The organism is Bradyrhizobium sp. WD16, from assembly GCF_024181725.1.
Lineage (GTDB): Bacteria > Pseudomonadota > Alphaproteobacteria > Rhizobiales > Xanthobacteraceae > Bradyrhizobium_A.
This window is the reverse complement of sequence record NZ_CP028908.1, coordinates 3,767,662-3,782,083: the sequence shown is the minus strand read 5'-3', so window position 1 is coordinate 3,782,083 and position 14,422 is coordinate 3,767,662. Positions and strand designations below refer to the sequence as shown.

Here is a 14,422-nt window from a genome sequence, read left to right as displayed (position 1 = left end):
TCAGCTATCGCGCCGGCGAACGGCCGTGACGTGGTAACCTACTGTAAAGCGCTGCTCGCGATCATACCGGTCAAGGAACCGTGCGGCGAGCGGCACGCCGAGCAGCAGCATGGGCGCGAGCACCAACCAGAACGGCAGCCAAAGGAGCTGCAGAGGCAAAGGCGCCTTCATACCGAACGGACGTGTCATGGCAGCGAAGCGAATGGTCTCCTGGCCGATGTGACGCAACGTTCCGGCGTTGGCCACCACAGCTATCGCTGTAAAGCCCGCGCTCGAAAGAAAACGCTCATACCAAAATGGCGTGTAGCCGCCGTAAAAATGATAGGGCTCCTGGTGAATTCCAGAGCCAAGTGGCGCAGTCAGAAACAGTCGCCCACCCGGCCTAAGGAGGCGGGCAAACTCGTCGATCACGGCGATTGGCTCCGGCACATGTTCCAACACCTCTGTGCAGAGTATCACGTCGAAACTGCCCGCAGGTGCCGGAATCGCATGGGCCTCGCACACAAAATCGATTGGGGCATAGCCGCCGTACCGAAGCTGCTCGTCCCTCAGCCGAACAAAATCCTGCGTTTTGTAATTGCAATGACCGAATAGAGACCGGTACGGAGCTGAGCCGGCTCCCACGTCGAGAACGCGTGATCCTGCCGGTAAGCTGCGGGCATGCTCAGCCACCCATCTGTCGCGATTACGTACGTTGAAGGCGAACGTATCACTGCCGACTAAGAAGTTTCTGAGGCGCCTGAACACTATGAACTCCACGATGCAGTGACGTGCTAGCCTGAAACCGATCGCGGCGAAATAAGCTGCACCAAAATGCCGTTCATGAGCAGGTAAACCCGCATTAAGTCAGCGCTCGAAGGTGAACAGGCCACAGCCATAGTCGAGCGGGGGCAACTCATGCACGGTTGCGCCGGGATGCAGGCTTCCGTCATCCGATACATAGGCGAAATCCAAAAGCCGGAGCTGCGGAAACATCGAGGTGATCGTCTCCGGCGCGAAGACCCGATGGGCATTGAAGCAGACCCTCTGCCGGCCAATCGGTGTCGACAAGTAGAGGCGGCCGCCAGGTGCCAGCACACGCTGCAGTTCGGCGGCGGCGACTGCCGGCCCGTCCGGATCGATCGGGTCGCCATAACGACCAAGGCCGATATGCTCGATGACGTGTAAACACGACAAGCTCTCGATGGACGAATCGGCGAACGGCAGCCGGCTGATGTCACCGGCGACGCAATCCAACCCCTTTTCGCGCGCCATCAGCGGCCGGTAATCGACGAACACGGTGGGCACATGGGCGGACAGCACGCCAATCACGAGTACGCTCGAACCGATATCGACATGCAGCGCCGGCCTCACCGTCGCGAGTTGTCGCGCCAGCCAGTTCCCCTGGAAAAAATAGTGGGGATCGAAAGGGGTGCTGGCTAGCCGGTCAGCCAGACAAGGGAAGCTGTCGGCAACCGTGACGGTCCATCCACCCGCCTTGCGCCGGAAAGCGAGCCAATCCGATACAAACCTTGGAAAATAGCGCAGCGCCACAATCCGTCGCCAATCTATGACGATCCCAGTCCAGCGTCTGGTCAGCTGAAACATCGGCGACTTTAACCTTTGCGTGTCGGGGTAAAAGTGGGCCGGATGCGGCAGCGGACATCACCTGACGCCGTTGCGAACGGATCTACAGTGGTTGACTTCAGTCGCGGCACGTCTGCTGGCGGAAACAGGTTCATGCAATCGAGACCGACTGGTTAGGCGCCCCGGCAGGCCAGAAAGGGCCGCAGCGCAAACTGGCGACGGAACGCCCGGCGAGGTCAGATCTCCTCCACGCAAACGGCGCGATGCGAGAGCGAGCGCTCATGGCGATACGGTAGGCGGCGGACCGATATAGCTTGCGCCAGCCGCTCACCGGCAGGGCGTCCAGTTCGCGCCGACGAACCCTCTGTCGCTCCACCTCATAGGCTTCCGCGCCGGACAGCGATCTTTGTCCGGCATGGCGCCGGAAGGCGCTGAAGGTGACCGGGACATATCGGGTGCGTCCGACCTGGGACATGCGCAGAAACAGATCATAGTCGGCAGCGTAGCCGAGTGACGCATCGATTCCGCCCACCCGCTGGTAAATGTCGCGTCGCCAGAAGCAGGCATCCTGCAGCGGCGTCCACCCACCATAAAGGGTAGCCGATCGCAAGTCGGGCACCCACCCTCTGCTGAACGAAACGATCGCGCTGTGCTCGTCGATGTAAAAGTCATCGCCGAAGATCATATCGACGTCGTCGATCAACAGCGCACGGGCGGCTTCGAAGGCACCGTCGAGATACATGTCGCCGGAATTGATCCAGCAAAGAATATCACCGGTGGCCCGGGTGAAGCCCTTTGCCAAGGCCTCGGCGTAGCCGCCGTCCTTCTCGCTAACCCAGCCGCTGAGCTGCGCCGAATGCTTCTTGATGATCTCGATGCTATCGTCCGTAGAAGCACCATCAATGACAAAGTACTCATCGCCCGGACGCAAATTCGCCAAAACGGAACGAATCGTCTCGTTGAGATAATGCCCCATGTTGAAGTTCGGAGTAACGACGGATATTCGCATCACGATTTTTTCTATGAGCACAAACGCACAGCAGACAGGGGCTCAATCAGTCTCGGTCCGATGACCTGAGAGTCACCGCCCCCTGGAAAGAACCTTGAGCTGCGTTCAGGATCTTTTGAGCAGAATCAAGAACGACATCAAGTGCAGTCCTTTGAGGCGCGTAACCGTAGTCACACGCCCGCGAATATGTCGAATAGTAGTTTAGGCGACCAACGTTTGCCGCCGAGCCGTTCTCTCCCTCGACGAAACTGCAGCGCAGACCAAACTTCTTCAGTTCATCGAGGATCTCGAACTTCCTGACAGGTGCCAGAGAGAACAAATCCACGGCATCATTGATACGATGGGCCTTCGCCGCGCCGAGAATCAAGTGGCTAAGCTCCTTTGGCCCAACGTAGTCGCGCACGACATCATCCAGATTGGTGGCAAAGCACCTATTCTGCAGCAGCGAGGCAAAGATCTGCGACAGCAAATACGTCGACTGTAGGTCGATGCACTCGCTGACATAGCCAAAGATGCGCACGTCGAGAATTCGTTTATGCGTCCAAGACCGATGCAACGCCTCAGCGACAAATTTGGCCTTTCCATACGCATTCGCGGGGCGCTCGGCATTGACTGAGAACTCGCGAACCGAATTGAGCGAAGCCGGTCCGTCGCGAAGCGTTCCGTAAATTGCGCCGCTGGAGGCAAATACGTATAGGCAATCCGGTGCGGCAGCCAGCGCAGCCTTGATGCGCTCCTCCCACTCCAACGTCAATTGCATCACGCTCGCGCCCGCGGCGGCGATCTTATCCGGCGTCCCGACCCCGATTGCGTTGACCACGATGTCGCAACCACCGAAATCCAAGGCCGTGGTCGATCGCAGCTCGACTCTCGCCCGGTCGATGGCAGCCTCTCCCGCACCGGGGAGATCACCTCGCCTGGAGTAGAGGACAAGACGAATGTCCGGATGACGAAGCAACTCGGCCGCAAGCGATCGGCCGACGTGTCCAGTTGAACCGAGAATCGCAACTTTCATCCGGGTCGACAATCTCATCGCCGACGAGACAGCGTCGTGAACTTGTTGTCACGACTGAAGATCTCGTCGCTGACGTATGGGAACTGGTCGTTGATCGGCCGGCCCATCTCCAGCTTGGGTTCGATCAGCGTACCTGGATGAAGAGGAACTTCGACCAACGTCGCCTTGTTCTGTTGAAATATGTGCGGCCCCACATCGCGAGGCGATCCGAGCTTCACATATCCCAGTCCGTATGCCTGGCTGATCGCTCCCAAGTCCGGGACTGAATATCCTCGCCCCGAGGCTTCATGACGGCCTTCCATGTAGCTGTCCTGGAATTGCTTGATGATGCCGTACCCGTGATTGTTCATGACCACAATCGTGATATTGAGGTCGTAAGCCTTGATGGTCTGCAACTCCTGAATGTTGACCTGCAGGCCGCCATCGCCGATCACGCAGATGACCTGCCTGTTCGGCGCAAGCAACGCAGCTCCAATCGCCGCAGGCAGAGCATATCCCATCGGCGAATTTCCACCGGCGGTGAAGAAGGTCTGGTTGGTGCGACAGAAGCTCTGGTTCGTCCAGCAGACAGTTGCCCCTGTATCGGCTATCACTATGGCGTCATCTTCGATTATGGAGTTCAACGCGGCGACGATTTCATAGGGCGATATCGTCCCATGCTGTTTCGAGAACGTGCTTAGATCCTTGTTGTAGTAATCCGCCTTCAATTGACTGAGATAGGCCCGCCATTCTGCGGAGAGCGGTGGCTCGGTGATGCGGCCCAGCAATGGCGGCAAGTGCGCCAAATCCAGCTGCGACGTCACGTAATTCGACCCTGCATACTTCTTGAGTTCTTCACCGTCGATATCGAGAACCATTACCCTTGCTTCTGGCGCAAAGGTCGCCGGATTGCCGGAGCGCTGCCGGTTGTCGAGTCGACTTCCCAGCACCAGAAGACGATCGCAATTCTGCAGGGCGGCGTTGGCCCCTCGATTTCCGTAGACGCCGATCTGGCCCAGGTAATTCGTCAGACGGTGATCGAAATAAGTGAGCGCATTCCAACTGGCAACGAACGGAAATTCGGACCGTCTCAACCACTGTTCAAGCTGCACATGAGATCCCGAAAGCCCCACTCCTGCCCCAAAGAGCAGCAGTGGTCTGGCGCCCGACAAGAGAAACGAGTTGAGTTCTCGGGCGCGCTCGTCCAGGTCTGGCTCTCCCCAATTTTCCCAGCCGAGCGTCGGATCATAGAGCACGCCTTCACCGACCGCATCCTGCTGAACGTTCATCGGCACGTCGATCAAGACCGGCCCCCGCCGTCCCGACATGGCGATGTTGTACGCTCTCGAGAGTTCGACCTTAAGTTCATCGACGTTATGGACCTGCACCGCGTATTTGGTGATCGGGCGAACCATGTCGACGATGTTCGTTTCCTGAAAACCGGCTTGGCGAACGCTCGCCCCCAGGTACACAGCACTTTCCCGCATGTTGACTTGGCCAGTGATGTGCAGCGAGGGAATGGAATCGAAATAGGAGCAAGCAATTCCAGTGATCAGGTTTGTGGCCCCCGGGCCACTTGTCGCGAGTGACACGCCCGGAACGCCGGTCACTCGCCACGAGGCGTCAGCGGCCATCGCCGCGGCCTGCTCGTGCTGCATTGCTATGTAGTCAATGCCTGGATTTCGTCCAATCGCGTCGATCATGAATGCGCAGGCTCCCCCATTCATCAGGTAAACCTGCGTAATCCCACGATCGACCAAGAAAGCGGCGATGTAATCCGCACCGTTCATAGCTCAACCTTCTCGGGCAGCGCCCCGTTCAAATCTTGTCCACGAAACGCCGAATGACCTCGATCGTGTAATCGAGGGCCGCTCTTGATAGGCCCGGATACACACCGACCCAGAACGTCGAAGTCATGACCGTATCGCTATTGGTGAGATCGCCGACCACCTTGTAGCCCTGCTTGAGCATATAAGGCTGCCGGATCAGATTGCCTCCGAACAGCAGCCTGGTTCCAATCTTCTTTGAATTCAGGTGCTGAACCAGCTGGTCCCGCGAAAAGGGAGCATCCGCCCGAACAGTCAGCGGAAAGCCGAACCACGACGGCTCCGACCTGGGCGTCGCATGAGGCAAAATGAAGTACTGCTCGAGATCGGCCAAGCCGGCTGTGAGATAAGCGAAATTCGACCGGCGGGCGTCGACGAAGCCCTCAAGACGGTCCAATTGCGCCAACCCCACTGCCGCCTGCATGTCCGTGATCTTCAGATTGAAGCCCAGATGCGAGTACGTGTATTTGTGGTCGTATCCTTTGGGCAATTGCCCCAGCTGCCAGCCGAACCGCCGCCCGCAGGTATTGTCCTTCCCGGGCTCACAAAAACAGTCCCTTCCCCAGTCACGGAAAGACTCCATGATGCGGCGAAGAAAATCATCGTTCGTAAAGACTGCCCCTCCTTCTCCCATCGTAATGTGATGGGCCGGATAAAAGCTGCAGGTCGCGATGTCGCCGAAGGTACCGACATGCCTGCCGTCGTAAGTCGATCCCAGGGCGTCGCAGCAGTCTTCGATCAGGAACAAGTTGTTTTGTTTCACGAGTTGTACGATGGGAGCCAAATCGAACGGGTTGCCCAGCGTATGAGCCACCATGATTGCCTTCGTTCGCGGGCCGATGGCGTTGGCGACCGCGACTGGATCGATGTTGTATGTCCCCATCAACACATCGACGAACACCGGCGTCATACCCCAGAATATGCTCGGGTTGACGGTGGTCGGAAAGCCGGTGGCGGCCGTGATCACTTCGTCGCCCGGTTTGAGCTGGCGCCCCCGCAACTTTTCGGATGTCAGCGCCGAAAACGCGACGAGATTTGCCGATGATCCGGAATTAACCGTCATCGCGTGCTTTGCATTTACTCGCCGGGCGAAACGCTTCTCGAATTCCGAATTGAAGCGGCCTGTTGTCAACCAGAAATCAAGTGCCGATTCAACCAGCAATTCCATATCTTCGCTGCCATAGACGCGACCAGCGACCGGCACTGGGCTCTCTCCCGGCACGAAGGCGGACTTGGAATGGTGAAGGTCGTGATATCGTCTGACCAGCGAGAGGATTTCAGCTCGCAGCGATGCTTCTTGGCCGCGCCCGGCATTAGTCATGCACGGCCTCCATTGTGGCATTCGCGGCCATAGCAAATTCGCGCAATTGTCCCAACGTCACTCTCCTCATGTCATGGGCCGCTTCGCGCGACTTGAACCAATCCACCGTCCACTCAAGTGCGGTGTCGAGGGAAATGGTTGGCCGCCAGCCAAGGTCTCGAAGCGCCTTCGCCGAATCGACGTGCAATACTTGGGCTTCCTGCACTCTGCCCTTCGTTGCGGTCGGCTCCCATCGCGCGCCAGCCCCCCAAAGTCGGCTCAGCTTTGTGGCTACGACGCTGACAGGTACATTGTCCGACTGTACCGGCCCGAAATTCCACGCCCCAACGGCCGACGGGCTATCGCACAGAGCCTCTGCAAGCAGGAGATATCCGCGGAGCGGCTCGAGGACGTGCTGCCATGGACGCGTGGCATCAGGATTGCGGATATTAAGAGCCTCGTTGGCAAGGAAAGCTCGCATTGCATCGGGCACGAGGCGGAACGTGGCCCAGTCTCCACCTCCAATCACGTTCCCAGCACGGGCCGACGCAACCCTCAGCCCCGCAGGATCGGCAAAAAAACTGTCCCGGTAAGCCTGTGTGACGAGTTCTGCGCATGCTTTGCTGTTCGAGTACGGGTCCTTGCCACCCAACCTATCCGTCTCGCGATAGCCCCAACACCAGGACATATTCTCGTAGCACTTGTCGGATGTCACGACGACGAGGGCTCTGGCGCTTCCCACCTGGCGACAAGCTTCCAGAACGTGGATCGTACCCATCACGTTTGTTGCAAAGGTCGAGACGGGATCGTCATACGAAAGCTTGACGAGAGGTTGCGCGGCAAGATGGAAGACGATCTCAGGCCGCGCTTCCTGCATGACGCGTCTGACCGTATCGAGATCGCGGATATCCCCGATCCTATGATCCACCAGTTCCTGGAGAGCCAAATCTGTAAACAGAGCCGGCCCGTCCTCGGGGGGCAACGCGATCCCATAAACGAAGGCACCAAGATCCGCCAGGCACAGCGAAAGCCAACCGCCTTTAAACCCAGTGTGGCCGGTAACGAGAACGCGCTTTCCACTCCAGAATTGGCGATTCATTTCCAAAGCTTCCAGGCTGGCGCGCCACTCTCCCATTGCTCCTCGAGGAAACTCCTGTCGCGGACGGTATCCATTGGGTGCCAAAAGCCGTGATGTTGGTACGCTCGAATCTGGTCGCTTTTCGCCAACTGCTCCATCGGGTCCCGCTCCCAGATTGTCGAGTCGCCTTCAATCAGTCCGAACACCTCAGGCGAAAGAATGAAGAACCCGCCATTGATCCATCCACCATCGTCCTCGGGCTTCTCCCTGAAGGAGACGACCCGGGCCTGATCGATGGTGATCGCACCAAACCGTCGCGCCGGACGAACAGCCGTGACGGTCGCCTGCCTGCCATGGGCACGGTGAAAGGAGAGGAGCTTGGTGATGTCCACATTGCCCACGCCATCCCCATACGTCAGGGCAAACGCTTCATCGTCCCCAATATAATCGCGAACGCGCTTCAGACGCCCACCCGTTTGCGTCTCCTCGCCGGTGTCGACCAATGTCACCCGCCATGGGTCAGCGGTCTGCTTGTGGACGTTCATCGAATTTGATGCCAGATCGAAAGTGACGTCTGACATGTGAAGGAAATAGTGCGCGAAGTACTCTTTGATCATGTACCCCTTGTGACCGACACAGATGATGAAATCCGTGAAGCCAAAGGAGCTGTAGATCTTCATGATGTGCCATAATATCGGCCGACCGCCGATTTCAACCATCGGCTTCGGCCTGGTCGATGTCTCCTCCGCGAGCCGCGTTCCCTTTCCGCCAGCCAGAATCACCGTCTTCATCGTCCTCCCCCGTCGCAACTGATTTCACGGAACCGGTCGAGTTCGTCCGAGAGCGCTCCTAACGATCCGCCAATTGGCCATTCTAACAAAAACCACCAACCGCTCCTGGCGCGCGCGGCTGCTCACCACAGGCGCACACCCGAATATGATCAGGGGCCGATCGTCAGTACGCGCTGTAACTCTTTTCTTCGATCAAATTGCTATTCAGCAACTCATTGATCTCTCTCTTGAGAGCAGCCCGACGGTCATTCGTTCGGTAAACGGTCCTCGCCAGTTGAACAAAGCTCGAACCGAAATCCTGCTGCCGTTCGTAGTTTCGAATCCGGTCTTCGATATCCCAAAGCTCTTCGTTCACACTCATGAGCGCATTCTTGAGGTTCAGCAACTCAGGCGTTTCCGTAATCTTCACCGCATAGGCCGCCGTGAGGATCTCATGTTCCTTACGGACGTTTGCTATCCGGGCGGGATCAGAAATTCGGGCGAGTTTGATGGCGAGGATCGTGATCTTGTCGATCAACTCGCCAACGGACACCTCAATTGAAATGTTCATGGGTTTGACTTTCACCTCGTCAGTTTAAGCTTTTCGAGACGTTGGCGCACACAGTCGCGCACCATACACGCCCTTGGTATCAGCCCCCGTGCATTCATCATAGCTTCGCAAATAGCGCGCCGCCAGATCGTACATTCCATAGTTCTCGTGCGCGATATAGGCCGCCTTGAGGAGCTTTTGGGGGCTGACGGCGGAAAGCGCATCGGGGGACATGAAATAAACCGCATCAGCCCACATCAGCCGAGAGCTTGTGAGCGGCCGCGGCAGGTCCTGATAGCTCGCGTACCCTCGCTTCATCAGCTCGATGAGTTCAAACCCCCTCGCCCGGAGAAACAAGTCGACGTCCGAGAACAAGGGCTGATTTTTGTACACCGGGCAGAACTCAACTTCGCTATGAACGACAACGGCCCGTTCAAGGACTGTGGACGCCCCGCGCAACACGTCCAGCTCGCCGCCCTGCACGTCGATCTTGAGAAAGTCGCAGTCCCGCACCTCCGGCACATCGTCCAACCGCGTCGTCGAGACCACCTCTTCGGAAACGATCTGGCACATCTCCGGCAGCGCGACGAATTGAGCCAAAAACGACTGATTGGGCTCCAGCAGCGATGATGTCGGACTGAACTTGCCAACCCGAAATGTTCGGTCGCTGCCATCGCCGATGAAATGGTTGAGCATCAGTATGCTCGGGTCGGAGGACGCTCGATTGGCAGCCTCGGCCTCGAGCGGCTCAAATCCGACGACACGAGCCCTGTTCGCACGAACTAACGGCGAATAGATGTGATCCTCGGATTCGAGGTTTTGCGCTCCGACATCGACGATCGTTACCGAACAGGGCCCCTCACGGTCGAGCAGTTCAGCCGGAAAATCGCTGTGGGTCGAAGGTCTGGCTCCGGTATCTTGCTCACCTCGGGTCAGATCCTGCCGCTCTCGAATGAACTGATCTCGCAAATTGAGCAGACCGTCGCGCTCTTCGACCACCAATCGATATTGCTTCACGATATGGTTGAAGTAGTCTCGCAAGGCTTCATGTTTGCCAAATGGTTTCCATCGTTCGCCAGCGAGAATCCGCTCGAAATGCACCACGATGTCGTCGTTATGCTCCGATGCACCTTGTCTCCGCCCCATTTCAACGCTTCCTCGTTTCTCCTCCGACGCTTCGCCTTGCGATGATGCCTGCGCCATTTCCAGGTTCGCAATACGAAGAGCCATGGATTCATACAGCTCCGACAACCGCTCGACCTGGACAGCGTGCAAGCCCGCATCGAACAGAGCGGCGAGAAGCGCTTGATCGGTCTGCGCGCCCGAGCTCTCCTTGCCCCGTTCACGGAGCAGGGATGAAACTGCCACTTTCAATCCGGCGATCTCGACGTCGTGACGCTTCAGTCGCTGCGCGCCGATTGAGGCCGCGAGCGACAGCAATTCGCGAACTTTAGCGACGGGCACTGGGCATGCACTCCGGAGAATTATTCATCGCATTCCCGACAGCCAGTCTTCTGAATACAGCGGGGGGGCTTCGCCGAGTAACAGCGTCTGCCCCGTCTCGACATTCAGAGCGGGCCGATCAGCTATCAACTTCAGTCGGTCCGTCCCGCCGACGAAGGTCAATTCCCCATTCAGGTCCCTGCTGTCCCGGTGCCGGGACGGAAACGCTCTTATCCGGCCTAGCGACGCGACCACCGGCTCGGCGAGGTCGTTCCTGACGAAGAATGCATTGATGCCGTTGCTGTTCGTTCCAACGAACGTATAGCCCTTTTGCGCAGCAAGGCGTTTCAACGCTTCGATCGACGCGCCGAAATAAAGGCCGCTATGATGCGCCTTTAACCTTTGGAAATCGGGCGCATAGGGCACCACGATGGGAAGCGTGTCACCGAGGATCGGGTTGTACTCGCAGATGAGGATTGCCGGATCTACGCAATCGATGCTCTTCCAGACCCAGTAATCATTTCCGTCAATATCGATCGACAATATTCCAAGCGGGCCTGCGAAGCCGGCGTCTTTGATCAACGAATTGATGTTTTCGGCCGTTATGAACCTGGCCTGCGCGGTCAGGTCGTGCATCCAGAATAACCGCTCATTCCTGAGCGCGCGCATATTGCTTTCGCTTCCGTCGAAAACCAGCCCGCGCCAATTCCTGTTCTGGAGCAGAAACCGGCAGTTTGCTTCCGCGAAATTCTCGACGCCAAACTCGATGAAGCGGTGGTTGGGAAGCTCGATCTTGCCGACGAGCCAATCAATGATGCCGTCTTCTCCCCACTGGGAAAAGACGCGAAACTCCACGTCGCTGAGATCCCGAATCCGGGACGACTGCTCGCCGGCTCGGGCCAGCGATCGCCCCTGAAGCAACAACAAGCGCTCGGAGAAATCCTTCAGCAGAGCGCCGGACATTCGCCCATGGGCGACAGTTTCCGCCAAAGAGCCTTCGAATGTCCGAAAGAAATTTCCAACTCGACTTCTCAACGACACCGCCGTCCCTTTCTCAAGCGATCGAGCCCTTCAAGCGCACGAAGAGCTCTTCGTATTCATCCATTATCTGAGCAATTTGGTAGAGATAAACCTGATCGGACTGGGTCTTCTGTGCCGAATGGACTCTGCTGCAGCCCAGAAAAGCAGGGATGTGCCGGACCCGCGCCCCCGCAAGAGCCATACGCAGCCAAAGATCATAGTCCATCGCGTAGAACAGATGCGGCTTGATGAATGCGCCCGCAGCATCCCAAATTCGTCGCGAAAAGAATACTTCAGGCTGGAAAAAATAGTTGCCATACTGCCACGATCGCATGAACTGGAGAATGTTCAGCGGCTCCATAGGAACCGTTTCCCCCATGACAATCGATGTATGGTGGCGGGCGAGCTCGACGCCACGCTCCTCGCCGATCCGAACACAACCTCCGACAAGCAGGTCTGGCATGTCATTGCGGACGTAGCTGCGAGCCAATTGGCGCAGCGCTCCGGGCTCCAGCATATCGTCACTGCACAACCAGTTCAGAATCTCTCCCGACGTCAATCGAAATCCCTTGTTGAGAGCGTCAGACTGTCCGTTGTCCGGCTCTATGACGACGGCGTGCAGTTGATCTCGATATCGATTGATGATTTCCACCGACCCATCCGTCGAACCACCATCGACAATCACATACTCGAGGTTGGGATAATCTTGGCCCAGGACGGAGTTAATGGCCTGCTCCAGATATGCCGCCTGATTGTAGCTTACCGTAACAATCGAAATGCGCGGCAGCGCGGAGGCGTCATCAGCGCCAGCGTTCGCTCCGTTCGCCAACCGGGAGGCGCTCCAGAAGGGAGACTTGCCGATCGGGCTGACCCGTATGATGTCCGTCTGGGCGAAATCGCGGATCGCGGCGACATCAATTTCGAAGGTGCCGTCACCGACCAGGACGAACGCCCCGACGCTCGAAGCTCGGTCTGCGTTGGCGCACAACCAGGAAAACAGGCCGTCGGCGGCAGGCCTTCGCAGCGATGCAGCCTTTGGTTCCGACCCAGCTCCGTAAGACGACTGGACAACAACAACTCGCGGGAATTTCCGAACGAGCTGCCTTGTTACGTGAAAAGTGCCTCCCTCTGCGACCACCACAATGATGCCGCACGGCACACGCTGCTCTACTTCGCCAAGGGCGGCTTCCAACCCGCGGCGCTGTGCTCGATTGCAGACGTTGTATTTCGCAGCGGAGAGCCAACTGAGCACTTCAGACGAGCTCGCGGCATGTCTTTCATATCCGAAGCTGGCGGGCTTTGCGAAAACGGGCCCCTCCACGTTCGAAATGGCCGCGCCTCGCCCAGTCGGCATGCGACTAGGAAACGGGATTCGTCCTTTGCGGATGGCATCCTCGATCAAGCCGCGTTCGCCGCGCGCGATCTCGATCGCCTGGTCGATCAGGCTTGGATTTTCGAATCGAGCCGTGAACGGTCGAGCGGCGCCCCAACCAGACACGCGCCAGTTTAAAGCAGCGCCCTCGTGCGCATCCGCCTCGAGGGAACGGGAGCCGGGGTCGAGATCCATTACCGACTCCATGATCTAAACAACAGACTTGAGTTCAACGACTTCGCACGACGAGGGCAGACAGGCCAAGCCGTAGAATGGCAGCAGTTCCCTGCTCGATCGAACAGTGATTGGCCCCATATTTTCAATTCTGCTTACAACAGTCCCCGCATTGGGATCCTCGCTTCCGAACTGGTCGGCAACTGCAGCAGATAGCGCGTACTGTCCCGGCATGAGATCCAGCTTCGCATAGATCCGGACCGAACACCGCTCGCCGGATCTCATCGGCCCCAGCCTGACAGCCATGTTCTTCAAACTCGTCCCGAAGACCAGCTGGTTGAACCGATCATATATCTCGATTCCGACATTCGGCTCCTGCAAGTCGCTGTGGGCCTCAAACAAGAGCTCGACGGTCGTCCGCGAGCCTACTTCGAAGTGCAACATGTCTGCGCCTGCGTCATCCAGGCATCGCACGAACAGGATGCTTCCGCCGCCTCCGCCGATCCTGATGCCAGACCCGGCGAGATCGCCCCTGGCACCGTCAGCCCCGGCCACGGCCGGAACGGCTCGAACGTCTGGGCTCTCGCGGCGATCACCTCGCAGCGCATAGAACCGCGTCACCGCCTCCTCCGGAGCCCCATCAAACAGCTTGACGCCATGGTCAATCAGGATGGCCCTGTCGCAGAGCCTGCGAACAGCAGTCATATCATGGGAGACAAAAAGGATGGTTGTACCCCTCTCTTTCATCTCCATGATCGCATTGAAGCACTTCTGCTGAAAAAAGACGTCCCCGACACTCAATGCTTCGTCGATCACCAGAATGTCGGGCTTCATGAATATGAAGGTTGCGAACGCCAGCCTTACAAACATGCCAGACGAATACGTCTTCACCGGACGATCGAAATAGTCGGACAAGTCTGCAAACGTCTCAATGTCCCGAAGCTTTGTGCGAATGTCATCCTCTTCGAATGCATGCATCTGGGCTGCGAGAAGCACGTTCTGACGACCTGTAAGTTCGGGATTGAACCCCGTTCCCAGCTCCAACAAGGCGAGCACTCTGCCAACGACCTTGATCTGGCCAGCAGAAGGCTCAAGCGCACCGGCGATCAATTTCAAGAGCGTCGACTTTCCCGAGCCGTTACGCCCGATGATGCCGACGGCCTCGCCGCGATCAATGGTTAGGTCGAGACCTTTGATCGCCCAATTCTCTGTCGCGGATGGCCCCGCAGTTCCCAGCAACGCGCCGAGCATCCGATTGAACGACCCGGAAAATATCCGAAAGCGCTTGCTCAAGGACTGCGCTTGGATGGCTGGAGCATG

At 57.7% G+C, this 14,422-nt stretch carries 13 protein-coding genes; all 13 read right to left on the bottom strand.

Going from position 1 to position 14,422, the window contains the following annotated elements:
• The 13 genes from DB459_RS17480 to DB459_RS17420 all read right to left on the bottom strand — a co-directional run bounded on the left by DB459_RS17480 (position 1) and on the right by DB459_RS17420 (position 14,395).
• The gene (locus DB459_RS17480; protein ID WP_253706541.1) at positions 1–747 is read right to left on the bottom strand and encodes a bifunctional 2-polyprenyl-6-hydroxyphenol methylase/3-demethylubiquinol 3-O-methyltransferase UbiG; all 747 of its coding nucleotides are present in this window, start codon (positions 745–747) and stop codon (positions 1–3) included.
• A 99-nt stretch (positions 748–846) separates the two neighbouring features.
• Positions 847–1,587 carry a DUF268 domain-containing protein gene (locus tag DB459_RS17475; RefSeq protein WP_253706540.1) on the bottom strand — a complete coding sequence of 247 codons (741 nt, stop codon included), beginning with the start codon at positions 1,585–1,587 and terminating at the stop codon, positions 847–849.
• Between the two features lie 130 nt (positions 1,588–1,717).
• Complete coding sequence (locus DB459_RS17470; RefSeq protein WP_253706539.1) at positions 1,718–2,575, bottom strand: glycosyltransferase family 2 protein; 858 nt, start codon at positions 2,573–2,575, stop codon at positions 1,718–1,720.
• A gap of 46 nt (positions 2,576–2,621) precedes the next feature.
• Complete coding sequence (locus DB459_RS17465) at positions 2,622–3,590, bottom strand: NAD(P)-dependent oxidoreductase (RefSeq protein WP_253706538.1); 969 nt, start codon at positions 3,588–3,590, stop codon at positions 2,622–2,624.
• 14 nt (positions 3,591–3,604) lie between these two features.
• The gene (locus DB459_RS17460; RefSeq protein WP_253706537.1) at positions 3,605–5,359 is read right to left on the bottom strand and encodes a thiamine pyrophosphate-binding protein; all 1,755 of its coding nucleotides are present in this window, start codon (positions 5,357–5,359) and stop codon (positions 3,605–3,607) included.
• Positions 5,360–5,387: 28 nt separating this feature from the next.
• Entirely contained in the window at positions 5,388–6,716 is a 1,329-nt protein-coding gene (gene rfbH, locus DB459_RS17455) for a lipopolysaccharide biosynthesis protein RfbH (protein WP_253706536.1), read from the bottom strand.
• The gene (rfbG, locus tag DB459_RS17450) at positions 6,709–7,794 is read right to left on the bottom strand and encodes a CDP-glucose 4,6-dehydratase (protein WP_253706535.1); all 1,086 of its coding nucleotides are present in this window, start codon (positions 7,792–7,794) and stop codon (positions 6,709–6,711) included. The genes rfbH and rfbG overlap by 8 nt, the downstream gene beginning before the upstream one ends.
• A complete protein-coding gene (gene rfbF, locus DB459_RS17445) occupies positions 7,791–8,564 on the bottom strand; it encodes a glucose-1-phosphate cytidylyltransferase (protein ID WP_253706534.1) in 774 nt (257 codons plus the stop codon). The genes rfbG and rfbF overlap by 4 nt, the downstream gene beginning before the upstream one ends.
• 163 nt (positions 8,565–8,727) lie before the next feature.
• Positions 8,728–9,114, bottom strand: a complete 387-nt coding sequence (locus DB459_RS17440; RefSeq protein WP_253706533.1) for a DUF6165 family protein — start codon at positions 9,112–9,114, stop codon at positions 8,728–8,730.
• Between the two features lie 24 nt (positions 9,115–9,138).
• Positions 9,139–10,557, bottom strand: coding sequence for an FkbM family methyltransferase (locus DB459_RS17435; RefSeq protein WP_253706532.1), 1,419 nt, complete (start codon positions 10,555–10,557; stop codon positions 9,139–9,141).
• A 24-nt stretch (positions 10,558–10,581) separates the two neighbouring features.
• The gene (locus DB459_RS17430; RefSeq protein WP_253706531.1) at positions 10,582–11,499 is read right to left on the bottom strand and encodes a hypothetical protein; all 918 of its coding nucleotides are present in this window, start codon (positions 11,497–11,499) and stop codon (positions 10,582–10,584) included.
• 91 nt (positions 11,500–11,590) lie between these two features.
• Entirely contained in the window at positions 11,591–13,123 is a 1,533-nt protein-coding gene (locus DB459_RS17425) for a glycosyltransferase family 2 protein (RefSeq protein ID WP_253706530.1), read from the bottom strand.
• A gap of 15 nt (positions 13,124–13,138) precedes the next feature.
• Positions 13,139–14,395: an ABC transporter ATP-binding protein gene (locus DB459_RS17420; RefSeq protein ID WP_253706529.1), complete on the bottom strand. Its 1,257-nt coding sequence runs from the start codon at positions 14,393–14,395 to the stop codon at positions 13,139–13,141.
• Positions 14,396–14,422: the final 27 nt, after the last annotated feature.